At 72.2% G+C, this 25,503-nt stretch carries 24 protein-coding genes and 3 tRNA genes; 7 read left to right on the plus strand and 20 right to left on the minus strand.

Annotated elements, in window-relative coordinates; all coding sequences use genetic code 11:
* From RIN46_RS10725 to RIN46_RS10765, 9 genes are all read right to left on the minus strand, one after another.
* The gene (locus tag RIN46_RS10725) at positions 1 to 444 is read right to left on the minus strand and encodes a MaoC family dehydratase (protein ID WP_309081163.1); all 444 of its coding nucleotides are present in this window, start codon (positions 442 to 444) and stop codon (positions 1 to 3) included.
* A 2-nt stretch (positions 445 to 446) separates the two neighbouring features.
* The gene (locus RIN46_RS10730; RefSeq protein WP_309081164.1) at positions 447 to 893 is read right to left on the minus strand and encodes a MaoC family dehydratase N-terminal domain-containing protein; all 447 of its coding nucleotides are present in this window, start codon (positions 891 to 893) and stop codon (positions 447 to 449) included.
* A gap of 62 nt (positions 894 to 955) precedes the next feature.
* Entirely contained in the window at positions 956 to 1,195 is a 240-nt protein-coding gene (locus RIN46_RS10735; protein WP_309081165.1) for a hypothetical protein, read from the minus strand.
* 10 nt (positions 1,196 to 1,205) lie between these two features.
* Positions 1,206 to 2,921: an ATPase gene (locus tag RIN46_RS10740; protein ID WP_309081166.1), complete on the minus strand. Its 1,716-nt coding sequence runs from the start codon at positions 2,919 to 2,921 to the stop codon at positions 1,206 to 1,208.
* 545 nt (positions 2,922 to 3,466) lie between these two features.
* Positions 3,467 to 3,540 (minus strand) — tRNA-Met (locus tag RIN46_RS10745).
* Positions 3,541 to 3,601: 61 nt separating this feature from the next.
* Positions 3,602 to 3,673, minus strand: a tRNA-Thr gene (locus RIN46_RS10750).
* Positions 3,674 to 3,837: 164 nt separating this feature from the next.
* Entirely contained in the window at positions 3,838 to 6,225 is a 2,388-nt protein-coding gene (locus tag RIN46_RS10755) for an excinuclease ABC subunit UvrA (RefSeq protein ID WP_309081167.1), read from the minus strand.
* 220 nt (positions 6,226 to 6,445) lie between these two features.
* Positions 6,446 to 8,266, minus strand: coding sequence for a DEAD/DEAH box helicase (locus RIN46_RS10760; protein WP_309081168.1), 1,821 nt, complete (start codon positions 8,264 to 8,266; stop codon positions 6,446 to 6,448).
* Between the two features lie 441 nt (positions 8,267 to 8,707).
* Complete coding sequence (locus RIN46_RS10765) at positions 8,708 to 9,424, minus strand: MOSC domain-containing protein (protein ID WP_309081169.1); 717 nt, start codon at positions 9,422 to 9,424, stop codon at positions 8,708 to 8,710.
* A 51-nt stretch (positions 9,425 to 9,475) separates the two neighbouring features.
* Here RIN46_RS10765 and RIN46_RS10770 point away from each other — a divergent pair, with 51 nt between their 5' ends.
* A complete protein-coding gene (locus RIN46_RS10770; RefSeq protein WP_309081170.1) occupies positions 9,476 to 9,985 on the plus strand; it encodes a hypothetical protein in 510 nt (169 codons plus the stop codon).
* Positions 9,986 to 10,032: 47 nt separating this feature from the next.
* Complete coding sequence (locus RIN46_RS10775) at positions 10,033 to 11,217, plus strand: amidohydrolase (protein WP_309081171.1); 1,185 nt, start codon at positions 10,033 to 10,035, stop codon at positions 11,215 to 11,217.
* An 81-nt stretch (positions 11,218 to 11,298) separates the two neighbouring features.
* Here RIN46_RS10775 and RIN46_RS10780 read toward each other — a convergent pair whose 3' ends face one another.
* Positions 11,299 to 12,486, minus strand: a complete 1,188-nt coding sequence (locus tag RIN46_RS10780) for a cystathionine gamma-synthase (RefSeq protein WP_309081172.1) — start codon at positions 12,484 to 12,486, stop codon at positions 11,299 to 11,301.
* Positions 12,487 to 12,535: 49 nt separating this feature from the next.
* Positions 12,536 to 13,966 carry a cystathionine beta-synthase gene (locus RIN46_RS10785; RefSeq protein WP_309081173.1) on the minus strand — a complete coding sequence of 477 codons (1,431 nt, stop codon included), beginning with the start codon at positions 13,964 to 13,966 and terminating at the stop codon, positions 12,536 to 12,538.
* Between the two features lie 119 nt (positions 13,967 to 14,085).
* On the opposite strand from RIN46_RS10785, the gene RIN46_RS10790 reads away from it, so the two are divergent.
* A complete protein-coding gene (locus tag RIN46_RS10790; RefSeq protein WP_309081174.1) occupies positions 14,086 to 15,123 on the plus strand; it encodes a 3-methyladenine DNA glycosylase in 1,038 nt (345 codons plus the stop codon).
* Positions 15,124 to 15,161: 38 nt separating this feature from the next.
* On the opposite strand, the gene RIN46_RS10795 is transcribed toward RIN46_RS10790, so the two are convergent.
* Positions 15,162 to 15,530, minus strand: coding sequence for a thioredoxin family protein (locus RIN46_RS10795; protein WP_309081175.1), 369 nt, complete (start codon positions 15,528 to 15,530; stop codon positions 15,162 to 15,164).
* A 123-nt stretch (positions 15,531 to 15,653) separates the two neighbouring features.
* Here RIN46_RS10795 and RIN46_RS10800 point away from each other — a divergent pair, with 123 nt between their 5' ends.
* The gene (locus tag RIN46_RS10800) at positions 15,654 to 16,058 is read left to right on the plus strand and encodes a hypothetical protein (RefSeq protein ID WP_309081176.1); all 405 of its coding nucleotides are present in this window, start codon (positions 15,654 to 15,656) and stop codon (positions 16,056 to 16,058) included.
* Between the two features lie 99 nt (positions 16,059 to 16,157).
* Here the strand turns inward: RIN46_RS10800 and RIN46_RS10805 are convergent.
* Positions 16,158 to 16,239, minus strand: a tRNA-Tyr gene (locus tag RIN46_RS10805).
* A 112-nt stretch (positions 16,240 to 16,351) separates the two neighbouring features.
* Between RIN46_RS10805 and RIN46_RS10810 the strand changes: the two genes are divergently transcribed.
* On the plus strand, positions 16,352 to 16,840 hold the full coding sequence (locus tag RIN46_RS10810; RefSeq protein WP_309081177.1) for a YajQ family cyclic di-GMP-binding protein: 489 nt from the start codon (positions 16,352 to 16,354) through the stop codon (positions 16,838 to 16,840).
* Between the two features lie 115 nt (positions 16,841 to 16,955).
* On the opposite strand, the gene RIN46_RS10815 is transcribed toward RIN46_RS10810, so the two are convergent.
* The 7 genes from RIN46_RS10815 to RIN46_RS10845 all read right to left on the minus strand — a co-directional run bounded on the left by RIN46_RS10815 (position 16,956) and on the right by RIN46_RS10845 (position 23,441).
* A complete protein-coding gene (locus tag RIN46_RS10815; RefSeq protein WP_309081178.1) occupies positions 16,956 to 17,552 on the minus strand; it encodes a hypothetical protein in 597 nt (198 codons plus the stop codon).
* 167 nt (positions 17,553 to 17,719) lie between these two features.
* Positions 17,720 to 18,592: a zinc metalloprotease HtpX gene (htpX, locus tag RIN46_RS10820; protein WP_309081179.1), complete on the minus strand. Its 873-nt coding sequence runs from the start codon at positions 18,590 to 18,592 to the stop codon at positions 17,720 to 17,722.
* An 84-nt stretch (positions 18,593 to 18,676) separates the two neighbouring features.
* Positions 18,677 to 19,993, minus strand: a complete 1,317-nt coding sequence (locus tag RIN46_RS10825; protein WP_309081180.1) for an MFS transporter — start codon at positions 19,991 to 19,993, stop codon at positions 18,677 to 18,679.
* 66 nt (positions 19,994 to 20,059) lie between these two features.
* Positions 20,060 to 21,046, minus strand: a complete 987-nt coding sequence (locus RIN46_RS10830; RefSeq protein ID WP_309081181.1) for a DUF368 domain-containing protein — start codon at positions 21,044 to 21,046, stop codon at positions 20,060 to 20,062.
* Complete coding sequence (locus RIN46_RS10835; protein ID WP_309081182.1) at positions 21,043 to 22,479, minus strand: FAD-dependent oxidoreductase; 1,437 nt, start codon at positions 22,477 to 22,479, stop codon at positions 21,043 to 21,045. The genes RIN46_RS10830 and RIN46_RS10835 overlap by 4 nt, the downstream gene beginning before the upstream one ends.
* 249 nt (positions 22,480 to 22,728) lie before the next feature.
* A complete protein-coding gene (locus RIN46_RS10840; protein WP_309081183.1) occupies positions 22,729 to 23,037 on the minus strand; it encodes a hypothetical protein in 309 nt (102 codons plus the stop codon).
* A 50-nt stretch (positions 23,038 to 23,087) separates the two neighbouring features.
* Positions 23,088 to 23,441: a WXG100 family type VII secretion target gene (locus RIN46_RS10845; protein WP_309081184.1), complete on the minus strand. Its 354-nt coding sequence runs from the start codon at positions 23,439 to 23,441 to the stop codon at positions 23,088 to 23,090.
* Between the two features lie 260 nt (positions 23,442 to 23,701).
* Between RIN46_RS10845 and RIN46_RS10850 the strand changes: the two genes are divergently transcribed.
* Both RIN46_RS10850 and eccD read left to right on the plus strand, forming a co-directional pair.
* Positions 23,702 to 24,022 (plus strand): hypothetical protein, encoded by a 321-nt coding sequence (locus RIN46_RS10850; RefSeq protein ID WP_309081185.1) that lies wholly within the window; start codon positions 23,702 to 23,704, stop codon positions 24,020 to 24,022.
* Positions 24,019 to 25,503 carry a type VII secretion integral membrane protein EccD gene (gene eccD / locus RIN46_RS10855; protein ID WP_309081186.1) on the plus strand — a complete coding sequence of 495 codons (1,485 nt, stop codon included), beginning with the start codon at positions 24,019 to 24,021 and terminating at the stop codon, positions 25,501 to 25,503. Before RIN46_RS10850 ends, eccD begins: the two co-directional genes overlap by 4 nt.

Genomic DNA, 25,503 nt, shown 5'->3' on the forward strand with positions numbered 1-25,503 from the left:
TCAGAACCTCACCACGGCCTGCGACTTGACCAGGACCTTCTGTCCCTCGACGCTCACGGCGAGGTCGACGCGCACGGTGCGGGCGTCCTCGTCCTTGGCCCCGATCTTCCCCTCGATGCGCACGGGAGTGCCCTCGGCCTCGGTCGGCGAGACGCCGGCGACATCCTCGACGACGACGGGCTTGGTGAAGCGGGTCTGGTAGTCGACGACGGCGGTGGGGTCGCCCGCCCAGTCGGTGACGAGCTGCACGGCCGCGCCCATGGTCAGCATGCCGTGGGCGATGACGCCGGGCAGACCGACCTCCGTGGCGAAGCGCTCGTTCCAGTGGATCGGGTTGAAGTCACCGCTGGCACCGGCGTAGCGGACCAGGTCCGCCCGGTTGAAGGACACGGCAGTCTCGCCGATGACGTCGCCGACGGCGAGGGACTCGAATTCGACGGCCATGGTCAGTCCTCTCCTCGGACGAGCAGCGATGAGACGGTGGTGGCGACGCGCTCGCCCGAGGTGGTGCTGATCTCGGCGCGCGTGGTGATCATGGCGCCGCCGCCCATGGCGCGGACCTGGTCCACGTGCAGCTCGGCGGTGAGCGCCTCGCCGGCGACGATGGGGCGGTGGTGCGTGAAGCGCTGGTCGGCGTGGACCACGCGCGAGAAGTCGATGCCGGACGCGGGGTCCGCGATCAGTTGCGCGTCGGCGCGCTGGGCAACGATCACGGCGAAGGTCGGCGGCGCGACGACGTCGGCGTAGCCGAGCTCCTGCGCGACGGCGGGATCGAAGTGGGCCGGGTGGTTCGCCTTCACGGCGGCGGCGAACTCGCGGATCTTCTCGCGTCCCACGAGGTAGGGCTCACCGGCGGGGTACACCCGCCCGGCGAGTTCCGGGTTGATCGACATGCGACTCCTTCTGCGCTCGGGGCGGACGCGGATGCGACCGCCGTCGGGGTGGGATTCGGCGCCTACTGGCGCGGCGGGTTCTGCATCCGGTAGGCGCGGGCGTCACGCCCCCGGACCACGAGGCCGGCGACGTGCAGGCAGGCGCCCACGACGATCAGCCCGATCGCCGTGTAGAGCAGCGGCCGGGTGCTCGTCCCGGCGCCCACGAGGGCCAGCACGATGCCGAGCGCCGAGAGGCCCATCGAGGCGGCCACGAGGATCTTGTACAGCGGGGAGAGCGCGTCCCACGGGATCGAGAGCATGCGTGCCAGTCTACTGGGGCCGCGGTTCCGATGCCGTGTCGACGAGCCCGTCGGAGACCGCGGCGGCGGCCTCGAGCCAGGCCCGCTGGGTGGCCGGCTTCAGCGCGTCGTAGCGGATCTTCCCCTTCACCAGGTGCGAGTCGTACGGCACGGTGACGACGGTGCGGGCCAGATCCTCGAACCCGCGCCGGATCCGGCGGAGCTGGCCCGGGTTGATGTTCGGCGACTGCTGGGACACGACGACGACGGCGTTGCGCGCCAGCTCGGCGTAGCGGCCGCCACGCTTGGTGAGCGCGGCGAGCAGCAGGGCGCCGGCCTCGGCGTGCTCCTCCACGGTGGTGGAGGCGATGACCAGCTGATCCGTGTGGTCGATCATGCGCAGCCAGCGCTCGGCCGACTCGTCGTTGCCGGAGTCGACGAACGTGATCTGGAAGTAGCGGCTGACGACCTCGTGGAGCGTGTCGAAGTCCCGGCTGGAGACGGACTGCTCGGCGGCCAGCAGGGTCGGCTCCGTGCGCAGGACGCTGAACCGGTCGGTCTGCTGGTAGTGGACGTAGCCGTCGATGCTCAGCTCGGTCGGCGAGACGCCGAGGAGCCGGTCCGCGTCGTGCAGCAGGTCCATCACGTGGCCCTCGTGGGCGTCCTTGGCGGTGCGCCAGCCCAGGGTGCCGCGGGTGCCGTTGTTGTCCCAGGCGAGGACCGACTGGCTCGAGTTCCGGCCGAACACGGCCGCGAGGAGCACGGTGGTCGGCGTCTTGTTGGCGCCGCCTTTGCCGTTGACGATCGACACGGTCCGCGGCCGGCCGACGCGGCGGCCCACGCGGGCGCGGCGGGCCCGGTCGCGGAGCTCCTCGCCGGTGGGCTCCAGGGAGAAGCCCAGCCGGTTCAGGAATCCGCGCAGGCCCTGCTGGGCCGGGAGCTCGCCCAGGTCCTCCTCGTGGCGGAGGAAGGTCTGGCGGTCGTCCTGCTCGTCGGTCTCCGGACCGGGTGCCGCCACGGGCGCGCTGTCGGTCGTGAGGGGCCGCGCCACTGGGGCGGCTGCAGTGGCCTGCGACGCGGCGACCTGCGGTGGGGTGGACTGGCGTGCGGGAATCACGGGGTGCGTCTCGTTTCGCTGGGGTCCGACGACGTCGTCGAAGTCATCACGGCGGGCGGCGGCGTGCGCGGTCGCGCCACTCGGCGCGGCAGGTCTGGGCCCACCGGGGCCGGCCGTGCCATGGCTGGGATCCGCGGCCGCGGCGGCCTCCGACCGGGGCACCGCGGTGATCAGCGGTGTCGCCGCGGTATCCGGCTCCGCCTCGTCGTCGTCCGGAACGGCCTGGGGGTCCGCAGCGGCGTCATGGTCGACGTCAGTCTCGGTCTCGGTTTCGGTCTCGGTCTCGGCCTCGGCCTCGGCCTCGGCGGGATCGTGCCCGTGCTCGTGCTCGGGCGCGTACTCGGCGTCCTCGGGACGCGACTCGTCCAGGTCGTCGAACTCGTCGACCGTGTCAGAGGTCTCGGCGACCCGGAACCGGTCCGCCTCCGCGGGGTCGACGACGGCATGGCCGTCGGCTGCGGGGGCGGCGGTCCCCTCGGCCGGCGGCACGTTCACCCCGAGCTTCTCCAGGGTCTCCTGCGCGCGGCGCTGGCGCTCGGCGTCCTCGGCGCGCCGGCGCTCCTCCTCGGCCTGCTGCCGGGCCCGACGCATCTCCGCGCGGGTCATGAACTCCTTGTTCGGCTCTGCCACGGCCGTCCTCTCTGCGGATCTCGATACCGGTGCATGCTCGCTCGGTCCGCGCACGGCCGTCGAGCGGCCCCGGTGACTCCCGGGCCTCGGACCAGCTTACCGAACCGCGTCCGGCCCGACCCCGGACGCAGAGATGGGCCGGCTGGCTGTACGCCGCCTGCCTGTCGCCGGTGTACGGCGCCAGCCATCGGCGTCGCACTGACGCAGCTTCGTTCCATCGGCGTTGCGGTGACGCAGGCTCACTCCGTCGGCGTCGCGATTCCACAGCCGGAGACTGCCCGCAGCCTGATGGATCGCGACGCGGATGCGGCCTGCTCCCCCTCGAGGGGACGGGCGGGCGCACGAAACCCCTCGAGGGGACGGGCGGGCGCACGAAACGCGCACTCCGCCGTCGAACGCAATCCACGTCACACGGAGGGTCATGGAGACGTCGACGGTCGGGGCCGCGCCGTGGACGGAAGGTGAGGACCCGGGGCGCCGTCAGGGGGTCGGCGGCGGGCGCAGGAACGGCCCCGAGATCCAGGATCTCGGGGCCGTTCGTCCGGTAGCGGCGCCGGGACTCGATCCCGGGACCTCACGATTATGAGTCGTGCGCTCTAACCAGCTGAGCTACGCCGCCACGAATGGGTCTGCCCGCGTCTGCGCCAGTTTGCACGACACAGACGCGGGCATCCATTCAGAGCCCCCCACGGGAATCGATCCCGTGACCTCGTTCTTACCAAGAACGCGCTCTACCACTGAGCTAGGGGGGCAACGGAGAAATACTTTACCAGCGCCGGGGGTCCGCGCAAAATCGGCGATGACCTGCGGGGGCGTGTCGCTCGTCACGCCCGCCCGGGCGGCCCGTCCGGCTGGCGGGGACCACGGCCGGGTCCGGCCCCGCCGTCCCCGGCCACGACCGCTCCGTACGCCCGCGTCAGGCTCGGACGTACTCCGCCAGATGCTGCCCGGTCAGCGTCGACTCGTCCGCCACGAGGTCGGCCGGCGTGCCCTCGAAGACGATCCGGCCGCCGTCGTGCCCGGCTCCGGGGCCGAGGTCGATGATCCAGTCGGCGTGCGCCATGACGGCCTGATGGTGCTCGATCACGATCACGGTTCGGCCCGCGTCGACGAGCCGGTCCAGCAGTCCCAGGAGGTTCTCCACGTCGGCGAGATGCAGGCCGGTGGTGGGCTCGTCCAGGACGTAGACCTCGCCCTTCTCCCCCATCTGGTTCGCGAGCCGGATGCGCTGCCGCTCGCCGCCGGAGAGCGTCGAGAGCGGCTGGCCGAGCTTGAGGTAGCCGAGGCCGACCTCGTCCAGCCGGGTGAGGATCTTCTCCGCCGCCGGCAGCTTCGCGTCGCCGGAGGCGAAGAAGGCCCGGGCCTCGGCGACGGGCAGGTCCAGCACCTCGGTGATGTCCCTGCCGCCGAGTGTGTACTCCAGCACCTCGGCCATGAAGCGGCGTCCGCCGCAGTCCTCGCACGGCGTCTCCACGGTGTCCATGAAGCCGAGTTCCGTGACAATGACGCCCGCGCCCTTGCAGGACGGGCACGCGCCCGCCGAGTTGGCGCTGAACAGGGCCGGCTTGACCCCGTTGGCCTTGGCGAAGGCCTTGCGGATCGGCTCCAGCAGGCCGGTGTAGGTGGCCGGGTTGGAGCGGCGGGACCCCTTGATAGCACTCTGGTCGATCGCGACGACGCCGTCCTGCGGGGCGATGTAGCCGTGGATCAGCGAGCTCTTGCCGGAGCCGGCGACGCCGGTGACCACGGTGAGCACGCCGCGCGGGACGTCGACGTCCACGTTCTGCAGGTTGTTGGCGGCGGCGCCGCGCACCTGCAGACTGCCCTCCGGCTTCCGGACGGAGTCCTTGAGGCGCGCCCGGTAGTGCAGATGCCGCCCCGTCGTCGTGTCGCTGGCGGCGAGGCCCTCGAGGTCGCCGACGTAGCAGACCTCGCCGCCGGCGCTGCCCGCGCCCGGCCCCAGATCCACCACGCGGTCGGCGATCGCGATCGCCTCCGGCTTGTGCTCGACGACCAGGACGGTGTTGCCCTTGTCGCGCAGCTGCAGCAGCAGGGTGTTCATGCGCTCGATGTCGTGCGGGTGCAGGCCGGTGGTCGGCTCGTCGAACACGTAGGTGACGTCGGTCAGCGGCGAGCCGAGATGGCGGAGCATCTTGATCCGCTGGGCCTCGCCGCCGGAGAGGGTGCCGGAGGGGCGGTCCAGGCTGAGGTAGCCCAGCCCCAGGGTGACGAAGGCGTCCAGATTCGCGCCGAGCGCGTCGAGCAGCGGGCCCGCCGCGGGCCGCTCCAGGCCGCGGACCCAGTCGGCGAGGTCGGTGACCTGCATCCGACACGCGTCGGCGATGGAGACGCCGTCGATCCTCGAGTTGCGGGCCGCCTCGGTGAGCCGCGTGCCCTCGCACTCCGGGCACGCCGTGAACGTCGCGACCCGCTCCACGAAGGCCCGGATGTGCGGCTGGAGGGAGTCCACGTCCTTGGACAGCATGGACTTGGTGATCTTGGGGATCAGGCCCTCGTAGGTCATGTTCATGTCCAGCGCGCGAATCTTGGTGGCCTCCTTGTAGAGGAAGTCCTGGCGCTGCTGCTCGGTGAACGTGGAGACCGGCTTGTCGGCCGGGAAGAACCCGGACTCCGCGAAGCCCCGGACCATCCAGCCGTCGGCGGTGTAGCCGGGAACCTTGATGGCCCCGTCGAGGATCGACTTGGACTCGTCCACGACCTCCGCGAGGTTGACGTCGGAGACGGTCCCGCGGCCCTCGCACCGCGGGCACATGCCCCCGAGGTAGACCACGTCCTTGACGATCTTCTTCTCGCCCTTGGAACTGGTCATCACCCCGCTGGCCTTCTGGGTGGGGATGTTGAACGAGTAGGCGGTGGGCCCGCCGATGCTCGGCTCGCCGAGCCGGCTGAAGAGGATGCGCAGCATCGCGTTCGCGTCCGTCACCGTGCCGACCGTGGAGCGCGGGTTGGCGCCGAGGCGCTCCTGGTCCACCAGGATCGCCGTCGTCAGCCCCTCCAGGACGTCCACGTCCGGGCGGGGCACGGACGGCATGAAGCCCTGCACGAACGCGCTGTAGGTCTCGTTGATCATGCGCTGGGACTCGGCGGCGACGGTGCCGAAGACCAGCGAGGACTTGCCGGACCCGGACACGCCCGTGAACACGGTCAGGCGCCGCTTGGGAATGTCGAGGTCGATGCCGCGCAGGTTGTTCTCGCGCGCACCGCGGACGCGGATGACGTCGTGCCGGTCGGCGGGATGCTCGCCGTCGAGGGTGGGCTCAGCGGTGGGAGTGGTGGAGGTCATGCCCCATTATGGGCACCGATCTGCGGCGAGCGGCACCGCGGCAGCCCGGATTCGACCCCGAGGAGCCGAATCGAGCAGCTCCGGAGAAGTCCACCGGCCGGCGAGGGCGAGGCCGGATACGACGACGAGCCCCGCCGCGCGCTGAGCGCGGAACGGGGCCCGTGATCGGGAGGCCTGCCGGGTCCGGGTGGGACGCGCGGTGGCCGACCGGGGTGGTTGGCTAGCCGCGGGAGTTGCGCGGGCCGCCGCGGCCCTCGCTGTAACCGCCGCGCTTGAAGCCGCCCTCCTTCTTGAAGCCGCCGCGGTCCTTGCGGAAGCCGCCGCCCTTGCCGCCGCGGAACCCACCGGCGTCGCCGTCGCGGCGGGGCTTGCGGCCGGAGTCGAGCTCGAGGTTGATGAGCTCGCCGCCGATGCGGGTCTTGGACAGCGCCTGCATCTGCTCGCTGCTCAGGTCCGCGGGCAGCTCCACCAGGGAGTGGTCGCTGCGGATGTCGATGCCGCCGATCTCGGCGGCGCTGAAGCCGCCCTCGTTGGCGAGCGCACCGACGATCGATCCGGGCATGACGCGCTGGCGGCGGCCGACGGCGATGCGGTAGGTCGCGTTGCCCTCGGTCAGCGAGCGCGACGGGCCGCGGGAGCCGAAGCCGTCCTTGGCGCCCTTGGCCATGCGGGCCTGCTTGGTCGGCGGGACCGGGAGGTCCTGCATGAGCAGCGGGCGTCCGCCCTGGGCCATGTGGGCCAGCGCGGCGCCGACCTCGACGGCCGTGATGTCGTGCTCCTCGACGTACTTCTCGACGAGGTTGCGGAAGACCGTCAGGTCCTCGGACTCCAGGGTCGCCGTGATGCGCTGGGCGAACTTGTCCAGGCGCTTGTCGTTGACGATGTCGACGCTGGGCAGCTGCATGAGCTCGACGGGCTGGCGCGTGGCCTTCTCGATGGCCCGCAGCAGGTACTTCTCGCGCGGGGTCATGAAGAGGATCGCGTCGCCCTTGCGGCCGGCGCGGCCCGTGCGGCCGATGCGGTGCACGTAGGACTCGGTGTCGTGCGGGATGTCGAAGTTGATGACGTGGCTGATGCGCTCCACGTCCAGGCCGCGGGCCGCGACGTCGGTGGCGACGAGGATGTCGACCTTGCCGGCGCGGAGGTTCTCCACGGTGCGCTCGCGCTGCTGCTGCGGGATGTCGCCGTTGATGGCGGCGGCGGTGAAGCCGCGGGCCTGCAGCTTGTCCGCGAGGTCCTCGGTGGCCATCTTGGTGCGGACGAAGGCGATGACGCCGTCGTGCTCCTCCGACTCGAGGATGCGGGTCATCGCGTCCAGCTTGTGCGCGCCCATGACCTGGACGTAGCGCTGGCGGATGTTGGTGCCGGTCGAGGTCTGGGACTTGACCGTCACCTCCTGCGGGTTGCGCAGGTACTGCTTGGAGATACGGCGGATGGAGCTCGGCATGGTGGCCGAGAACAGGACGACCTGCTTGGTGGCCGGCGTGGCCTCGAGGATGCGGTCCACCTCCTCGGCGAAGCCCATGCGTAGCATCTCGTCGGCCTCGTCGAGGACCACGTACTGCAGGTCGGAGAGGTCCATGGACCCCTTGCTGATGTGGTCGATCACGCGGCCCGGCGTGCCGACGACCACCTGGGCGCCGCGGCGCAGGCCGTTCAGCTGCGGGCCGTACGGCGCGCCGCCGTAGACCGGGAGGACGGTGACGCCGTCCATGTGCTTGGCGTAGGAGGTGAAGGCCTCGGCGACCTGGAGCGCGAGCTCGCGCGTCGGGGCGAGGACCAGGACCTGCGGGCTCTTCGTGGGACCGTTGAGGTCGGCGAGCTCGGCCATGCGGGACAGGGCCGGCACGGCGAACGCGGCGGTCTTGCCGGTGCCCGTCTGGGCGACGCCGACGACGTCGTTCCCGTCGAGCAGCAGCGGGATGGTGGCGGCCTGGATGGGCGAGGGCTTCTCGTAGCCCACGTCCTGCAGGGCGGCCAGGACCCGGCCGTCGATGCCGAGTTCGGCGAAAGTGGGGATGTTCTCTTCGTTCGTGGGCACGTCAGATGACACGTCGTTAGACACGGTTCAATAACCTCTGTGTGGTTGGCCCAGGCGCGGCACCCTGGCGGGCGCCTGCAGTGGGCTGGTGTGGCGGGGGCGGCAGGATCGCCGCGCTGGGCGCGGGAGGCCGCTACGCATTCGGACTCGATCACTACGGCCCGGCGACTCCCCTATGACTCTGACCCGCACTACTTCAGTCAGCAGCCTGCGGATGACACACACGACACGAGGGGGCTCCTGCCTCAAATATTGGGCAGGATGCGAGGGAAACCGGAATGAGTGAACACTTCATTCTAGCCGACCTGCGGCTCCGCGTCTCCCGGCAGGGGCTCACGGCGACGTGCGATGCAGCACATCGGCCGCCGCATGGGGCGGTGCAGCCCGGTCACCCACCGGATGGCGGCCCCGCTGCGAAGCCTCCCCGGCGTCGCTCCTTCGTCACGACTCCACGGCGCCGAGCACCCGGTCCACCTCGCGGGCGGCCTTCGGCGTGAGCTCCCAGGCGCCGGCCTCGCGTCCGGCGTGCAGGCGGCCGGCCTCGTCCGGCGTCGGCCCGAGGAAGAGATCGCGGACGCTGACCCCGTGGTCGGGGCGGTGCACGACGGCGACCGCGTCGCCCGCGGCGAGCTCGCCCCGGCGGAGGACCCGCAGGTAGGCGCCGGTCGCGGCGCGCTCGGCGAAGCGCCGGACCCACTTCGGCTCGCCCATGCGGCGGGCGAAGGTCGCACACGGGGTGCGCGGGACCGTCACCTCGAGCAGGGCGGTGCCGATCCGCCAGCGCTCTCCGATGACGGCGTCGGACACAGCGAGACCGCGTACCCGGAGGTTCTCGCCGAAGAGGCCCGGCGGGATCTCGCATCCGAGTTCCGCGGCCCATTCGGCGGCGTCCTCCTCCGCGTAGGCGTAGACGGCCTGCTCCTCGCCGCCGTGGTGGGCCCGGTCCGCCTGAACGTCCGCGTAGAGCCCGAGCCGCCCGACCTTCACGGGGCCCTCGACCGGCCGCTTGTCGATGGCCGTGATCCCCACCGGCCCGGCGTCGGGCACAAGCTGGTGCACCCGGCAGACCGCCAGCACCTCGCCGACGGCGAGCGCGGGGGCGGGCTCGGCGGACTCCGTGGCCGGGTGGGCGGACGCCGTGCGCTGGTCGCTGCTCATGTCCCCCAGCGTACTGGGACGCCGACGGGCCGCGCCGGTAGGCTCGACGTCGTGACTGCCTCGCCTTCGAACCGCCGCCCCGAGCCGTCCCGCTCGGAGGATCCGCCCGCCCCGGGCGGCCGCCCGTCCGGCCGGTGGGCCTGGCCCCGGCTGCCCGGCACGCTGCGCGCGGCGGCGGCCTGGTGGGGCGTGCTCGCGGCGGCCCTGCTGGTCTTCGCCCTGGCCGCCTTCGCGAACCACCGACTGCTCGCCGGCGAGGCGGACCGCTCGGCTCTCGTCATCCTCGGCATCTTCCTCTGCGGGCTCGCCGCGGTCATCGGGTGGGGGACCGTCCTGCTCCTGCGCGGCCGTCTGTCCGGACGGGCGCAGTTGACCACCTTCGGCCTGATCGCCGGGTTGCCGCTGCTCTTCCGCGGACCGCGGCTGATGATTCCCGCCGTGGGACTGCTGATCGGCGTGCTGCTCCTGTGGCTGCCGCCGTCCCTGCGGTACTTCAAGGCGCAGGCGAAGGCGGCGCGTGCCGCCCGCCGCCGGGAGAAGGACCGGCTGAAGGGACGGTAGCCGCAGGAGTAGGGTCGACAGCAGGACCGATCCGAAAGGACTGCTGAATGAGCACCTTCTCCCTCGTCAATGCGCACGTCGTCCCGATCGAGGGCGAGCCGTACGACGGCGCCGTCGTCGTCCGCGACGGGCGGATCGCCGCCGCGGGCCCCGGGGTCCAGCCCGAGGGCGACGTGATCGACGCGGACGGCCAGTGGCTGCTGCCCGGCTTCGTGGACGCCCACGTCCATCTCGGCATGGACCCGGAGGGCGAGAACGCCGCGACGGCCGACGTGAACGAGATGACCGACCCGGTCACGGCCGCCGCGCGGGCGATCGACGCCGTCGACCCGTTCGACCCCGGATTCGACGACGCGCTGGCCGGCGGCGTGACCACCGTGAACGTCAACCCGGGCTCCGGGAATCCGATCGGCGGGCTCGCCGTCGCGCTGCACACGCATGGCCGCTATCTCGAGGAGATGGTGCTGCGCTCCCCCAGCGGCCTGAAGTCCGCGCTCGGCGAGAACCCCAAGCGGGTCTACGGCGAGAAGAAGCAGACGCCGTCCACGCGGCTGGGCACGGCGATGGTCATCCGTCAGGCCTTCATCGAGGCCCAGGACTACCTGCGGGCGCGCGAGGCCGACGAGTCCACACCCCGGGACGCCCGGCTGGAGGCGCTGGGCCTGGTGCTCCAGCGCGAGATCCCGTGGCGCCAGCACTGCCACCGAGCGGACGACATCGCGACCGCCCTGCGCCTCGCCGACGAGTTCGGGTACGAGCTGGTGCTCGACCACGGCACCGAGGCGCACGTGCTCGCGGACGTGCTCGCCGAGCGCGGGACGCCGGTCCTGATCGGACCGTTGTTCACCACCAAGTCCAAGGTGGAGCTGCGCGGGCGCTCGCTGGCGAACCCGGGGAAGCTGGCCGCCGCGGGCGTCGACCTCTCGATCATCACCGACCACCCGGTGGTGCCGATCCACTTCCTGGTCCACCAGGCAACCCTGTCGGTGAAGGAGGGGCTGGACCCGGTGACCGCGCTGCGCTCCATCACCCTCAACCCGGCCCGGGTGCTGGGCCTGGCGGACCGGATCGGCTCGATCGAGCCCGGCAAGGACGCCGACCTGGTCCTCTGGTCCGGGGACCCACTCGACGTCATGCAGCGCGCCCGGCGCGTATTCATCGGGGGCCGGACGGTCATGGAGTACGACGACGAGGCGCGCGCCCCGCGCGTGACCGCCCGCGGCGCCGGGTAGGCACTGCGGGCGGAGTCCGTGGCAGCGCCGGGCACGCCACGCCGTCCTACCGGCCGCGCCGGGCGGCCGGCACGGACCGCGTCAGCCCAGCTTCGCGAAGGCCTGCTCGAGGTCCGCGATGAGGTCCTCGGCCTCCTCGATGCCGACGGAGAGGCGCAGCAGGTTCTCCGGCACCGCGAGCTCGGTGCCCTTCACGGACGCGTGCGTCATCTCCGACGGGTAGTTCATCAGCGACTCGATGCCGCCGAGCGACTCCGCCAGCGTGAACAGGCGCGTGGACTCGGCGACGGTGCGCGCCGCGGCCTCGCCACCGGCGAACTGCACGGAGACCATGCCGCCGAACCGCTTCATCTGCTTCCGCGCGAGCTCGTGGCCGGGGTGATCCTCCAGCCCCGGGTAGAGCACCCTCTCCACCTCGGGACGCTCCAGCAGCCAGGCCGCGATCCGCTCGGCATTGTCCGAGTGGCGGTCCATGCGCACGCCGAGCGTCTTGAGCCCGCGCGTGGTGAGGAACGCGTCCATCGGCCCGTTCACCCCGCCGGCGGCGAACTGCAGGAAGCCGATCTCCTCGGCCAGCGCGTCGTCGCGGACCACCACGGCGCCGCCGACGACGTCGGAGTGGCCGCCGATGTACTTGGTGGTCGAGTGGATGACGATGTCCGCCCCGAGGGTCAGCGGCTGCTGGAGGTACGGGGAGGCGAAGGTGTTGTCCACGACCAGCAGGGCGCCGGCAGCGTGGGTGATCGCGGCGATCGCCTCGATGTCGGTGATCTTCATCAGGGGGTTCGACGGCGTCTCGAGCCAGACGAGCCCGGCCCCGGTCTCGACGACGGCGGCCTCGACCGCGTCCAGGTCCGCCATGTCGACGGGGCGGTTGCCGATGCCCCAGTCGCCGAAGATCTTGCTGATCAGCCGATAGGTCCCGCCATAGGCGTCGTTGCCGAGGACGATGCTGTCCCCCGGGCGCAGCACGGCCCGGATGATCGCGTCCTCGGCGGCCAGGCCGGAGCCGAAGGTCAGCCCGTGGGTCCCCCGCTCGAGGGCGGCCAGCTGCTCCTGGAGCGAGTCGCGCGTCGGGTTGGTCCCGCGCCCGTACTCGTAGCCGTGGCGCAGCTGCCCGATGCCGTCCTGGGCGTAGGTGGTGGAGAAGTGGACCGGCGGGACCACGGCGCCGGTGTGGCGCTCGGGCTCCTGTCCGGCGTGGATGGCGCGGGTGTTGAAGCCGTCCGGGGCTGCCTGCTCGGCGGGGGTGTGCTCTGCGTTGCTCATGCTCTGCGGTCCTTCGGGATCGTGGAATCGTGGGAGGTGGAGGCAGCCGTCAGCGGGTGGCGGCGGCGATGAGGTCGTGGCGCGTCAGCACGCCGACCAGGTCGCCGTCCAGGGTCGCGAGGAGGACCTCGGACTCGGCCAGCAGGCGGCGGGCGGCCGTCAGCGGCTGCCGCGCCCCGATCAGCGGGGGGAGCCCGTCCAGGTGCTCGCCCACCGGCGCCTCGAGCGAGGCCGCACGCGTGAAGACGGCCTCGGTCAGCCCCTGCGCGGTCGCGGCTCCGGCGACCTCGCCCAGCCGGACCGTCCTCGGCGCGGGGTGCTCGGCGGGCTGCCCGCTGAACACGGGCAGCGCCGGCAGACCGGACGCGCGGAGCGCCTCCAGCGCCTCCCCCACCGTGGCCTCGGCCCGCAGGTGCGGCAGCGGGCGTAGACCGGCGTCGGCACCGTTATCCGCGCCGTCCGCCGCCAGGAGCGAGCGGACCGTCGGAGCGTCGTCGTCCGCCTGGTCCTGCTCCAGCGAGAAGCCGTGGCGGCCCATCCAGTCGTCGTTGAAGATCTTGGCGAGGTAGCCGCGGCCGCCGTCGGGCAGGATGACCACCACGACGTCGTCCTCGGTCAGGTTCTGCGCCGCGCGCAACGCCGCGACCACGGCCATGCCGGAGGACCCGCCGACCAGCAGCCCCTCCTCGCGGGCCAGGCGCCGGGTCATCGCGAACGACTCGGCGTCGGTGACCGGGACGACCTCGTCGGCGACCCCGGGGTCGTAGTTCCCCGGCCACATGTCCTCGCCGACGCCCTCGAGGAAGTATGGGCGCCCGGTCCCACCGGAGTAGACGGAGCCATCCGGGTCCGCGCCGATGATCCGGACGGGGCCGGACGGCCGGTCCCGGGAGACCTCCTTGAGGTAGCGGCCCGTGCCCGTGATGGTGCCGCCGGTGCCCGCGCTGATGACGGCGTGCGTGATCCGGCCGTCGGTGTCGCGCCAGATCTCGGGACCGGTGGTCTCGTAGTGGCTGGCCGGGGCGGCCGGGTTGGAGAACTGGTCCGGTTTGTAGGCGCCGGGGATCTCGCGGGCTAGGCGGTCGGAGACGCCGTAGTAGGAGTCCGGGGACTCCGGCGGGACGGACGAGGCCGTCACGACCACCTCGCCGCCGTAGGCGCGCAGGACGTCGCGTTTCTCCTCGCCCACCTTGTCCGGAGTGACGAAGACGGTCCGGTAGCCCTTCTGCTGGGCGACCAGGGCGAGGCCGACGCCGGTGTTGCCGGAGGTGGGCTCGACGACGGTCCCGCCGGGGCGCAGGGCGCCGGACTTCTCCGCCTCCTCCACCATCTTCAGGGCGATCCGGTCCTTGATGGATCCGCCGGGGTTCAGGTATTCGAGCTTGACCAGGATGGTGGCGCGGAGCCCTTGGGTGACCTGGTTGAGGCGGACGAGGGGTGTGTCGCCGATCAGGTCGATCACGGAGTTGGCGTACTTCATGGGCGAGACTCTACCGGCGGGCCGTCGCGCAGCCGAGGGGGAGGAAACGCTGGTTCACGCGCGTGGGCCGGCGCACAGCGTGCGCCTCCTCCGGGGCGGACGGGTGCATCATAGAGGTCATGACCGAAGCCCCCGCCCTGCCCCTGGCGCGCCCGGATGCCGAGGGTGACTGGCGACCGGGACGGGCGTACGCGCTGCGGCCGACGCTCGGGATCCTCCAGCGCGGGACCATGGACCCCTGCGTCCGCGTCGGCGAGCGCACGGCGTGGATGTGCTTCCGGACGACGGCCGGGCCCGTCAGCCTCCTGATCCAGCATCTGGCCGAGCCGGGCGGCGACGGCCGGCTCCCCACCGGCCAGCACGACGCCGGTCGGGTGCGGTGGCGGGCGTGGGGCGAGGGAGCGGCGGGCCTCGCGGCCGAACCGGAGCGGGTGGAGCGGCTGCTCGGCTCCGAGGACGACTGGTCCGGTCTCGACGACCCCGACGTCGCGGCGACGCTGCCCCACGCACTGTGCGAGGCGCGCCGCCGGAATCCCGGGCTGCGCCTGCCGGCGACCGGTCGGGTCTTCGACGCGCTGGTGCCGGTCGTCCTGGAGCAGAAGGTCACCACGATCGAGGCGCGGTACGCCTGGCGCTACCTCGTCCGGCGCTTCGGCGACGCCGCACCGGCGCCGAGGACCGCCTCGCTCCCCGAGGGGCTCAGGCTGCCGCTGACGGCGGAGCAGATCCGCCGCGTCCCGTCCTGGGAGTGGCACGCGGCCCGCGTGGACGCCACGCGCAGCCGCGCGCTGATGTTGGCGGCGGAGTCGGCGGACGGGCTGGACCGACTGGGCTCCCGCCCCATCGTCGACCACGCCGGGCACAACGCCGTCAGCCGCGCCATGCAGTCGATCCCGGGCATCGGCCCGTGGAGCGTGGCCGAGACGCTGCAGCGCAGCCACGGCGCACCGGACACCGTCTCGGTCGGGGACTTCCACCTGGCGGCCTACGTCGGTGCGGCCCTGACGGGACGGCGAACGGACGACGCGGGGATGCTCCGGCTCCTGGAGCCCTGGCGCGGACACCGCCAGCGCGTGGTGCGCCTGATTCAGGCCACCGGGTTCCGCAAGCCGACCTACGGGCCCCGGCTCTCCCCCATGGATCACCGGCGGCACTAGGCGACACGCCGGACGACGAGCCCGTTCGGGTGGGGTCTCTACTCGGGCTGACCGCCCTGGGCGATCTCCGCGCGCACGGCCTCCATGTCGAGGCCCTTGACTGCGTCGACGAGTCCGTTGAGCGTCCCGGCATCGACGGCGCCGGGCTGGGAGTAGACCAGCACCTGGTCGCGGAACGCCATCAGCGTCGGGATGGAGGTGATCGCCGCCGCGGCCGCGAGCTCCTGCTCCGCCTCGGTGTCGACCTTGCCGAACACGACCTCCGGGTGCTGCTCCGAGACCTGCGCGTAGACCGGCGCGAACGCCTGGCAGGGGCGGCACCAGCCGGCCCAGAAGTCGATGAAGACGATCTCGTTGTCCTCGAGGGTCTGGCCGAAGGCGGCCTGGGTGATGTCTACGGTTGCCATGGCTCCACGGTACCCGCGGTGCCGGCTTGTCCACAGACCGGGCCGCCCCGCTGGTCCGGTACCGGCGGTCCGCCTAGCGTTCTGGGAACAACTCACACCGCCTGCGACCCCCAAGGAGGGGCCATGAGCCGCTGCTCGCTCCTGTTCGTCATCGCGGAATCGCCGCTCTCCGACGCGATCCGGCAGTCCATCGACCTCGCGGTGCGCTACCGCGAGGACCTCCTGCTCGGCCTGCCGGTCGACGCCGAGGAGCTCTACGCCTTCGGCGAGGCCGAGCGCATCCAGGAGAAGATCCGCCCGCCCCGCCCGACCCGCTCCGGAGACCCGGCCGAGACGAGCCTGGGGCCGGTGCACGCGATCTGGCGCGACGGCGGTTGGCTCACACCCGAGTCGTGCCCGCCGGCGCCACCGGAGGACAACGGCGCCACGGCCTGGCAGTGGGCCCACTACAACGCCGTGATGGAGGCCCCGCCACGGTCCTATCTGGTCCTGTGGGATCTGCAGCTGGCCGACGAGCTCGCGGCGTGACCCGCCCCGACCCGCAGTGCTCTGGCACAGCCGTCCATTCCGGGAGTGGATACACGAATGGCCCCGCTTCCTGGTGGAAGCGGAGCCATTCGATTCGGGTGGCAGATGAGGGATTCGAACCCCCGTAGGCATTGCCAGCTGATTTACAGTCAGCCCCCTTTGGCCGCTCGGGTAATCTGCCCGGTGTTCCCTCGGGAACGAGAAAATACTCTACAGAACTTTGCCCGCAGAATCGAATCGTGCGTTCCCGGTACCCTTGGGGGCAGACATCAACCCGATCCGAAAGGTGAGTCATGGCGAGCGATTCTACGTTTGACGTGGTCAGCAAGGTCGACAAGCAGGAGGTCTCCAACGCGCTGAACCAGGCGCAGAAGGAGATCGCGCAGCGGTACGACTTCAAGGGCGTGGGCGCCGAGATCGACTACAGCGGCGAGAAGATCCTGATGAAGGCGAGCTCGGAGGAGCGCGTCAAGGCCATCCTCGACGTCTTCCAGTCCAAGCTCGTGAAGCGCGATATCTCCCTGAAGTCCCTCGACGCCGGCGAGCCGTTCGCCTCCGGCAAGGAGTACCGCATCGAGGCGACGATCAAGGAGGGCATCGCCCAGGACGTCGCCAAGAAGATCACCAAGCTGATCCGCGACGAGGGCCCGAAGTCCGTGAAGGCGACGATCCAGGGCGACGAGCTCCGGGTGACGTCGAAGTCCCGCGACGACCTCCAGCAGACCATCTCGCTGCTGAAGGGGTTCGACGAGGCTGCGCTGCAGTTCGTCAACTTCCGCTGATCCGGTCGATGCGGCCGCGCGAGGAGCCGCCGGCCCGCGCGAGGGAGGACCGCCACCGTCTCCAGGACGGTGGCGGTCCTCTTCTGCCCTGTTCGCGCTGCGGCGGGCCGGGCTCTCAGTCGGCGGACTCCAGGTCCTGACGGGTGGAGGTGGCGAGGGACTGCCCATCGAGCGTCATCGCGACGACCATGTCCAGGTGCGGCGCGTCCGGCGCGATGCCCTCCATGGCCACGGTGGCGATCTCCTCGAGGTCCACGGCGCCGTCCTGACCCGGGCAGATGGTCGGCGCGTCGCCGTCGACCTCCGCCTCCACGTGCAGCACCAGCAGACCCGGGTCCGGGGACTCCCAGGACCGGATCAGATCGAACGGGCAGCTGAAGTCGTCCACGGAGCCAGCGCCCTCCGCGGCCAGCCACTGCTCCATCTTCTGGTCCGACCAAGCCTGCAGTTCCTCGGAGCTGGGCGCGTCGGCGGACGGCGATGCGGCGGCAGCCTCGGAGGAATCGGTGCCGGCGGAGCCCTCGATCTTGCTCAGCCGGGGCGTCTCCGGTGCGGGCCCGCCACGGGCCTCCTGGACGAAGTGGACGATGCCCATGGTGAGGGCGACGCCGATGACGGCGACGACCGCCGCGCCGACCACCAGGAGCAGGAGCATGCCGGCCAGCGGAGCACCCCGCCGGCGGCGTTCGCGGGGCGCGCTGCGCCTACCCATGGGCGGCCTCCCGCCCGGTCGCTGCGCCCGCGCCCGCACCGTGGCGGACGCTCCTCCCGGGGCGGTGCGCGGAACTGATCGAGGACAAGGTTCCCCCAACGGATTGTCTCGGAGATGTTGCTCGAACCCTAGCACCGGAGCGCAGGGAGCTCCCGGCCGGGGACTCGCTACCAGCCGAGCGGCCGGCCCGCCATCCTCTCCAGCCGCGCGATGCGGTCGGCCATCGGCGGGTGCGTGGCGAAGAACTTCTTAGCGCCCCCGAGGAACGGGTTCGCGATCATCAGGTGGGACGTGTTGACCAGCTTCTGGTCCTCGGGCAGGGGCGCGCGCTGGACGCCGAGCTCCAGCTTGCGCAGCGCGGACGCCAGCGCCAGCGGGTCGTTCGTCAGCTGCGCGCCGTCCTCGTCGGCGTCGTACTCCCGGGTGCGGCTGACCGCCATCTGGATCAGGGCCGCCGCGAGCGGGGCCAGCAGGGCGAGGGCGATCATCGCGATCGGGTTGGCGTTCCGGCGGTCCCCTCCGCCGCCGAAGAACATCATGAACTGGGCCACCGACGTGATGACCCCCGCGACGGCGGCCGCCACCGACGAGGTGAGGATGTCCCGGTTGTACACGTGCATCAGCTCGTGGCCCAGGACGCCGCGCAGCTCGCGCTCGTCGAGCAGCTGCATGATGCCCTCGGTGCAGCACACGGCCGCATTCTCCGGGTTCCGCCCGGTCGCGAACGCGTTGGGCGCCAGCGTGGGCGAGACGTAGAGCCGCGGCATCGGTTTCTGCGCGGTCAGGGAGAGCTCGCGGACGATCCGGTAGTACGTGGGGTGCTCGGCCTCGGTCACCGGATAGGCCTGCATGGACCGCAGGGCGAGCTTGTCCGAGTTCCAGTAGCCGTAGGCCGTGGTGGCCACGCCGATCAGCGCGAACAGCCAGATGAACATGGAGTTGCGCGTCCCGGAGGCGATCAGCGCGCCGAGGGCGAGGAGCAGTGCGAACAAGGCTCCCAGGAGCAGGGCCGTCTTCAGTCCGTTGTTGTGGTTGTGCACGATCCCAGAGTACTGATCGCGCGGAGGAAGCCGCTACGGCACGGTGCCCACTAGGGCACGCGGCTCGCTACGGCACGGGGCTCGCTACGGCACGGGGCGGCGGGCGTCGTAGCGCAGGAAGCCCGGCTGCCAGCGCATCAGCCCGGTGGCCACCGCCACGCACAGCAGCCCGCCGACCATGAGCGTCCACGGCTCGCCGACGAGGCTCGCCGCGCCGCCGGCGACCAGGTCCCCGACGCGGGGGCCGCCTGCGACGACGACGATGAAGACACCCTGCAGCCGGCCCCGCAGCCGGTCCGGCGTGGCCGACTGCAGGATGGTGTTGCGGAAGACGCCGGAGACCGAGTCCGCGACGCCGGCGAGGAGCAGGAAGCCGGCGGCCGGCCACAGCCACGCGGTGGAGGAGCCGTCGTCGGGCACGTCCGTGCCGGCGGCGAGGTACACGATGACGCCGAAGCCGCAGATGCAGAGGCCCCAGGCGACGACCGACCAGTACACGGCCGCCCCGTGCCAGTGGATCCGGCCGAGCGGACCGGAGAAGAGGCCGGTGAGGAAGGCGCCCAGGGCCGTGGCCGCCAGCAGGACGCCGACCGTGGTCTCCCCGCCGCCGATGAGCACGGCGCCGATCGCCGGCAGCAGAGCCCGCGGGGCGGCCATGATCATGGCGGCCAGGTCGATCACGAAGGTCATGCGCACGTTCCGCCGCGTGGCCAGGAACCCGAACCCCTCGACCACCGAGCCCAGCCCCACGCGCCGCCGCCGCGGTGAGGGCGCGGCCGCCCCGCCGTCGTCGTCCGCTTGTTCCGGTGGGAGCGGCGGCAGACGCCAGATCGCCCAGAGGGCGGCGAGGTAGGTGACGACGTCGATCGAGTAGGTCCAGGCGTAGCCGACCTGGGCGACGAGAACCCCTCCCAGCAGCGGTCCGACCATCATGGCGATACTGAAGGTGACCATATTCAGGGCGTTCGCCGCCGGCAGGAGCTTCACCCCGACCAGCGCCGGGATGATGGCCCCGCGGGTGGGCTGGTTGATGCCGACGGCGCCCGAGTGGACGGCGATGAGACCGTAGAGGACCCAAACGCTCTCCAGGCCGGCCCACGCCTGCGCGGCGATGGCCGCCGTGGCCAGCCACAGCACCGCGGCCGAGGCGAGGGCGACCCGGCGGCGGTCGAACGCGTCCGCGACGGCCCCGCCGTACAGGCCCGCCACGATGAGCGGGACGACGGCGAAGAGACCGAGGAGCCCGACGTAGAGGCTCGACTGGGTGATCTTGTAGACCTCCAGGCTCACCGCGACGAGCGTGAGCTGGCTGCCCACCGCGGACAGCGTGTTGCCCAGCCAGAGGCGCCGGAAGTCGGCACTGACCCGCAACGGGGTGAGGTCGGCGAGGAGTCGGGGCACGATCGCGAGCCTAGCCGGTCCCTGCCCGCAGGGCGGCAGCGCCCCTCAGGCGCGGCGCGGGCCGGGCTACGCCTCGGAGTGCGCGGCCTCCCGGGCGATCATCCGCCGCTCCAGGTACACACCGACGCCGACGACGGCCGCCCCGGCCAGGACGAGGCCGATCACGGGCCAGAGAGTGGCGGGGTCCGCCGGGACGATGCTCCGGTCCTCCGCCTGCCAGGGCCAGAGGGCGCGCAGGCCGCCGGCCATGAGGCCGGTGATGACCACCATGGTCGCGTGGTGGCGGACCGCCAGCAACCGGCGCAGGGCGAGCACGATCAGGACGCCGCCGACGAGGGCGCCGGCCAGGAAGACGCCGAGGTAGCCCAGATCGCGGTCATTCACGGCCGCGAGAGTCGGCTCGTAGACCCCGAGCGCGAGGAGCAGGAAGGACCCGGAGAGCCCCGGCAGGGCGAGCGCGCCGACGGCCAGTGCGGCGCAGAGCATGAGCGTGACGGGCGTGATGGTGACGGTCTGCGAGGGCAGGCTGACGGCGACGGCGGCGACGGCCGTCGCGGCGAGCATGTAGACCCAGTCCCGGCGGCGCCACCGGCCGGCCAGACGGATGGGAACGAGCAGCGAGACCAGGACCATGCCGAAGAACGCGGCCCGCATGAGGACGGGGTGGTTCGCCGCGAGGTCCTCCATGAAGTGGGCCATCACGAGGATGCCGACCCCCATGCCGGCGAACAGCGGCAGGAGCAGGAGCCAGTCGACCCCGCGCAGCCGGTCCAGCGCGGCGGCGCGGCGCTCGGGGCCGCGGAAGATCCCAGCGACGAGCCCGCAGACGCCGACGATGAGCGCCGACGCGCTGGCGATGAGCCGCTCGTAGACCATGACGACCAGGGCGACGGTGCCGCCGCTGACCCCGGGCATCGTCTCGACGGTGCCGATCAGGGCGCCGCGCAGGCCGTTGGCGAGGATCTCGCGTCCGGTGCGGCGCCGGCCGGCGGTTCCGGCTGCGGGCCGCTGCCCCGCCGCGGTTTCCTCCACGGGTCCCTGTGCGTGGCTCATGCGCGCTGGACCGCACCCTCGTTGGAGATGCGGACCATGTCCTCCCGCGGGACCACCTTGATGCGCTCCCGGGTGATCTCCCCGGCGTCGGTCCGCACGGTCCCGGCGGCCGCACCGAGGGCGCGCTCGTGCTCGTCGAGCGCCAGCCAGCCCTCCCACGTGGTGTACTCGATGCCGCGCTCGCGCAGCAGCTCCAGGATTGCGTCCTCCCCGGGACGGCTCGCGGCCGGGAGGTCGTTGCGGTCCTCGAGGAGGTTGCCGATGGTCTCCAGCGCGTCGCCCTTGGTGTGGCCGATCAGGCCGACCGGGCCGCGCTTGATCCAGCCGGTCGTGTAGACACCCGGGACCGGGGATCCCTCGGCGTCGAGGACGCGGCCGCCGTCGTTCGGGACCACGCCGCGGCGGGCGTCGAAGCCCAGCTCGGGCAGCTCGGACCCGAAGTAGCCGATGGCTCGGTAGACGGCCTGCAGCGGGTACTCGACGATCTCGCCGGTGCCGCGCACGTTGGCGGTGCCGTCGAGCTCCTGGCGCTCGAAGCGCATGCCGGTCACGCGGCCGTCCTCACCGGTGATCTCGACCGGCGCGTGCAGGAAGTGCAGGTGCAGGCGGCGGCTGGCGGGCTCCCGGCCGGCCTCCTCGCGCTCCTCCTGCTCGACCAGCCAGTTGGTCAGGGTGTTGACCATGGTCTTGACCTGGTTGTTGGTCTTGATCGCCTGGTCGGAGGCGGCGTCGAACTCGAAGTCCTCCGGGTAGAGGACGATGTCCACGTCGCGGCTGTGGGAGAGCTCGCGCAGCTCCAGCGGGGTGAACTTCACCTGGGCGGGGCCGCGGCGGCCGAACACGTGCACGTCGGTCACGGGCGACTCCTTGAGCCCCCGGTAGACGTTGTCCGGGATCTCGGTGCTGAGCAGGTCGTCGGCGTGCTTGGAGAGGACGCGCGCCACGTCGAGGGCGACGTTGCCGTTGCCGATGACCGCGACCTCCCGGGCATCGAGCGGCCACTCGCGCGGCACATCGGGGTGCCCGTCGTACCAGGACACGAAGTCGGCGGCGCCGAAGGAACCCTCGAGCTCGACGCCCGGGACGTCCAGCGGGGCGTCCTTGATCGCTCCGGTCGCGAAGATCACGGCGTCGTACATGTCGCGGATGTCGGAGAGCAGCAGGTCCCGGCCGTAGGTCACGTTGCCGAGGAAGCGGATGTCGCCGCGGTCCAGCACGCGGTGCAGGGCGGTCACGATGCCCTTGATCCGCGGGTGGTCCGGAGCCACCCCGTAGCGGATCAGGCCGTACGGCGCCGGGTAGGCGTCGAACAGGTCGATCGAGACCTCGAAGTCGCGCTCGGCCTTGGTCAGGATGTCGGCCGCGTAGACGCCGGCGGGACCGGCACCGATGATCGCGACGCGCAACGGACGTCCGTCGGCGGGGTGTGACACGTGTTGTCCTTCCGGAGGGGAATCGCGCGCTGCGGGATGGTGAGCGCGCGGCACGAATAGCGCACGGCTCCCTAGTGTAATTGCCCGCACGACGGCGTCCATCGCCCGTGTGCCCGACCTCACCAGGACCGGGCCTCCGATCGACGTCCCGGGCGACGCTCCTCGGTGTGCGCCGGGACACGACGACGGCGCAGGCCCGCCCCTGAGCCGGGGAGGCGCCTGCGCCGTCGTCTGCGGCGGCCGGCCGGTCTAGATGCCGTCGATGATGTTCCCGACGCGGCGGCCGGTGCTGGTGGCCGTCACCTGGTTGTCGGCGAGGAGGCGCCGGGCCCGCTGGACGAGCGCCAGAGTGTCGCCGGCGGCCGTGACCCAGGCCCGCTCCTTGGTGTCGTAGCCCTCGCGGTTGTTCGCGTCCTCCCAGTTGTCGGCGACGAACTTCTGCTGCTGCTCGCGGTCGCCGATGATGGTCTCGATCCGTCCGGCGATGCGCAGGACGGTCGCCTCCATCTGGCCGGCGGAGGCGGTGTCGAACTGGATGACGTCGTTCTCGGTGGGCATGGTGTGTTCTCCTTCGAAGTCTGTTGCGGTCGGGATCGGCGAGCCTCGGCTCAGCGACCGCCGAGGTTGAAGCCGGTGCTGCCGGAGGCCGCGGCGGCGACGCTGGCGGCGTCGCGGCCGTCGTTCTCCATCTCGTCATCCATGTCGAGGTAGGCCTTGGCGGTCTCCGCCTGTCCGGACGAGATCGAGGCGAGCGCGGCGATGAGCTCGCCCTCGACCCGGGTGGCCTCGTTGATGAACTCCGTGAACTTCACGGCGGCGTTGCCCTTGAACGTGTGCTTGAGCTCCTCGACCCCGTCGACCATCTCCTCGACCAGGCGGATCAGCTCGACACCCGAGCCCTCCGACTGCTGCGAGGCGTCGGCCATGGCCGGGACGCTCATCTTGCCCTTGAATCCACTCATGGGCGTTCTCCTTCTCCTTGGCGCAACGGGCTCCGGGAGCGCCGCTGCGGAAATCCTGTCCGGTCTCGCCCACCGAGGGGCACGCTTCAATCCAACGGTCTGGAGGGCACCCGGTCAAGGTCGGGCGATGGGGAGAACTCCCCACCCGCCCCGGAATCCCGCCCGCACGAGGGCCGGAGCTGTCATGATGGGACCGGACCAGAGCGGGGGCCGCGCCCTCCGCGACACGAGCGACGCGCACCGCGCCGGGAGGAGGAGGGATGTCCACAGAGTTCGACGCGCAGTTGATCGAGGCGGTCTCCGTGCGCCGGGACCGGCTGATGGACGCGCTGCTGTTCGGCGCGAACCCGACGGAGCGCCGCTGGCGGAGCACGTTGCGGCTGTTCCTGTACAGCGTGGTGATCGCGGCCCTGATCGCCGCGATCTGCGTGGGCATCTCGTTCGTAACCCACATCCTGGAGCAGCAGGCCGCGGAGAAGGCGCAACGCGAGAGCTCCGCGGTCGTCCACTGGACTCCCCTCCCCCAGACCCCGTCCGCGGCCGCTGCGGCCGCTGCACCCCCGAGCGGCACCGGAGCATGATGCACGAATCCCCCAGCACCCTCCAGCAGTCCCCCGGGCGGGCCGCGGCCCGCCCGCGCGGCGAGGCGGCCGCGGCGGCCGGCGGACGCTCCAACACGACGACGTCGGTGCAGCCGTACACACGCGTCACCCTGGTCGGCGAGCGCCGGCGGTTGGACCTGGTCCTGCCGTCCACGGCGGAGATCGGCACGCTCATGCCGCAGATCCTGCGCCTGCTCGGCGACGCCCCCGGCGAGCGCGTGGCCGCGAAGATCCTGCTCACCGACACGGGCGCCCCGCTGCCGGCCCACACCACGCTGGCCGAGGCGGGCGTGGTTGACGGTGCGGTCCTGAGCCTGCACAACAACTACGACGCCCCGCCGCCGGCCGTGGTCTACGACGTGACCGACGCGGTGGTGGACGAGTCGGAGCAGATCCCGTCGCTGTGGACGCGCACCCACCTGCTGGTCGCCTCCGGGGTCGCCGCCGGGGCGGCGATGCTGCTCGGGCTGTGGGCTCTGACCACCACGTACGCGGCCGACCGCGCGTGGTGGATCCTGCTGGGCGCCGGTGCCGCGCTGCTGGCGACCGGCGCGGCCCTGGCCCGGAGGCACCGGCCGGTCTCGGCGGTCCTGCAGGTCCTCGGCGGCGTCGTCGCGTCCCTCGGCCTGTGGCAGGCCGACTGGCTGCCCGCGGGGGCCGATGCCCTGGCCGTCGCCCTGGTCGGCACGCTCCTGATCGCCGGCCTCGCCCCGCTGGCGGCCCGCCCGCCGGCGGTCTACGCCACCGCCGGAGTCGCGGGAGGCCTGACCGCGCTGTGGGCCGGGGCGGCGGGGGTGTCCGTGTGGGCGCTCGGCCCCGCCGGTGCCGACGGCGGTGCCGCAGGGGCCCACCCCCTGGTGGGTGCGGCGGCGATCGCCGGCGTCGGCTCGGTGGCGGCCCTCGGGCTACTCCCGACGCTGGCACTGAACGCCTCCGGCCTGGCGCGCCTCGACGATCTGCGCGCCCAGGGGGCCGAGATCGCCCGCGGCAGCGCGGTCGACGCCATCCGGGCGGCGCACGGGGCCCTGCGCTGGTCCGCCGTGGTGGTGGCCGTCTCCGTGGGTGCGGCCCTGGTGCTGCTCGGCTCGGGCGACGACGACGCCGGCCTCGTCTGGACCGTGCTGCTGACGCTGGTCCTGGCCGCGGCGACCGCCCTGCGCGCCCGTTCCTTCCCGCTCGCCCTCCAGCGGTACGCCCTGTATGCGGCGGCCGCGGCGGGCGTGTTCGCCGCCGCCGCGGAGCTCGTCGCCGCCTTCCCGGAGCGGACCTGGCTGGTCGCCGTCGTCGTGATGGTGCTGGGCCTGTTCGCCGGCCTGGGCCTGGTGACCCGGCTGGCCGACCACACGCAGGCCAGGATCCGCCAGCTCGCCGCCCGGCTGGAGACCCTCGCGGCCCTCGCCTCCGTCCCCCTGGCCGTGGGGTACTTCGGCGTCTTCCACCTGCTGCTGAACTCCTTCTAA

It is taken from the genome of Zhihengliuella sp., from assembly GCF_031178195.1.
Lineage (GTDB): Bacteria > Actinomycetota > Actinomycetes > Actinomycetales > Micrococcaceae > Zhihengliuella.

Excerpts from the sequence above, each read along its gene's own strand:
- RIN46_RS10815 (WP_309081178.1), bottom strand. The coding sequence starts at position 17,552 with ATGGGTAGGCGCAGCGCGCCCCGCGAACGCCGCCGGCGGGGTGCTCCG.
- RIN46_RS10800 (WP_309081176.1), top strand. The coding sequence starts at position 15,654 with ATGAGCCGCTGCTCGCTCCTGTTCGTCATCGCGGAATCGCCGCTCTCC.
- RIN46_RS10765 (WP_309081169.1), bottom strand. The coding sequence starts at position 9,424 with ATGAGCAGCGACCAGCGCACGGCGTCCGCCCACCCGGCCACGGAGTCC.
- RIN46_RS10785 (WP_309081173.1), bottom strand. The coding sequence starts at position 13,966 with ATGAAGTACGCCAACTCCGTGATCGACCTGATCGGCGACACACCCCTC.
- RIN46_RS10780 (WP_309081172.1), bottom strand. The coding sequence starts at position 12,486 with ATGAGCAACGCAGAGCACACCCCCGCCGAGCAGGCAGCCCCGGACGGC.
- RIN46_RS10725 (WP_309081163.1), bottom strand. The coding sequence starts at position 444 with ATGGCCGTCGAATTCGAGTCCCTCGCCGTCGGCGACGTCATCGGCGAG.
- RIN46_RS10790 (WP_309081174.1), top strand. The coding sequence starts at position 14,086 with ATGACCGAAGCCCCCGCCCTGCCCCTGGCGCGCCCGGATGCCGAGGGT.
- RIN46_RS10795 (WP_309081175.1), bottom strand. The coding sequence starts at position 15,530 with ATGGCAACCGTAGACATCACCCAGGCCGCCTTCGGCCAGACCCTCGAG.
- RIN46_RS10730 (WP_309081164.1), bottom strand. The coding sequence starts at position 893 with ATGTCGATCAACCCGGAACTCGCCGGGCGGGTGTACCCCGCCGGTGAG.
- eccD (WP_309081186.1), top strand. The coding sequence starts at position 24,019 with ATGATGCACGAATCCCCCAGCACCCTCCAGCAGTCCCCCGGGCGGGCC.
- RIN46_RS10840 (WP_309081183.1), bottom strand. The coding sequence starts at position 23,037 with ATGCCCACCGAGAACGACGTCATCCAGTTCGACACCGCCTCCGCCGGC.
- RIN46_RS10735 (WP_309081165.1), bottom strand. The coding sequence starts at position 1,195 with ATGCTCTCGATCCCGTGGGACGCGCTCTCCCCGCTGTACAAGATCCTC.
- RIN46_RS10830 (WP_309081181.1), bottom strand. The coding sequence starts at position 21,046 with ATGAGCCACGCACAGGGACCCGTGGAGGAAACCGCGGCGGGGCAGCGG.
- RIN46_RS10810 (WP_309081177.1), top strand. The coding sequence starts at position 16,352 with ATGGCGAGCGATTCTACGTTTGACGTGGTCAGCAAGGTCGACAAGCAG.
- RIN46_RS10845 (WP_309081184.1), bottom strand. The coding sequence starts at position 23,441 with ATGAGTGGATTCAAGGGCAAGATGAGCGTCCCGGCCATGGCCGACGCC.
- RIN46_RS10775 (WP_309081171.1), top strand. The coding sequence starts at position 10,033 with ATGAGCACCTTCTCCCTCGTCAATGCGCACGTCGTCCCGATCGAGGGC.
- RIN46_RS10850 (WP_309081185.1), top strand. The coding sequence starts at position 23,702 with ATGTCCACAGAGTTCGACGCGCAGTTGATCGAGGCGGTCTCCGTGCGC.
- RIN46_RS10755 (WP_309081167.1), bottom strand. The coding sequence starts at position 6,225 with ATGACCTCCACCACTCCCACCGCTGAGCCCACCCTCGACGGCGAGCAT.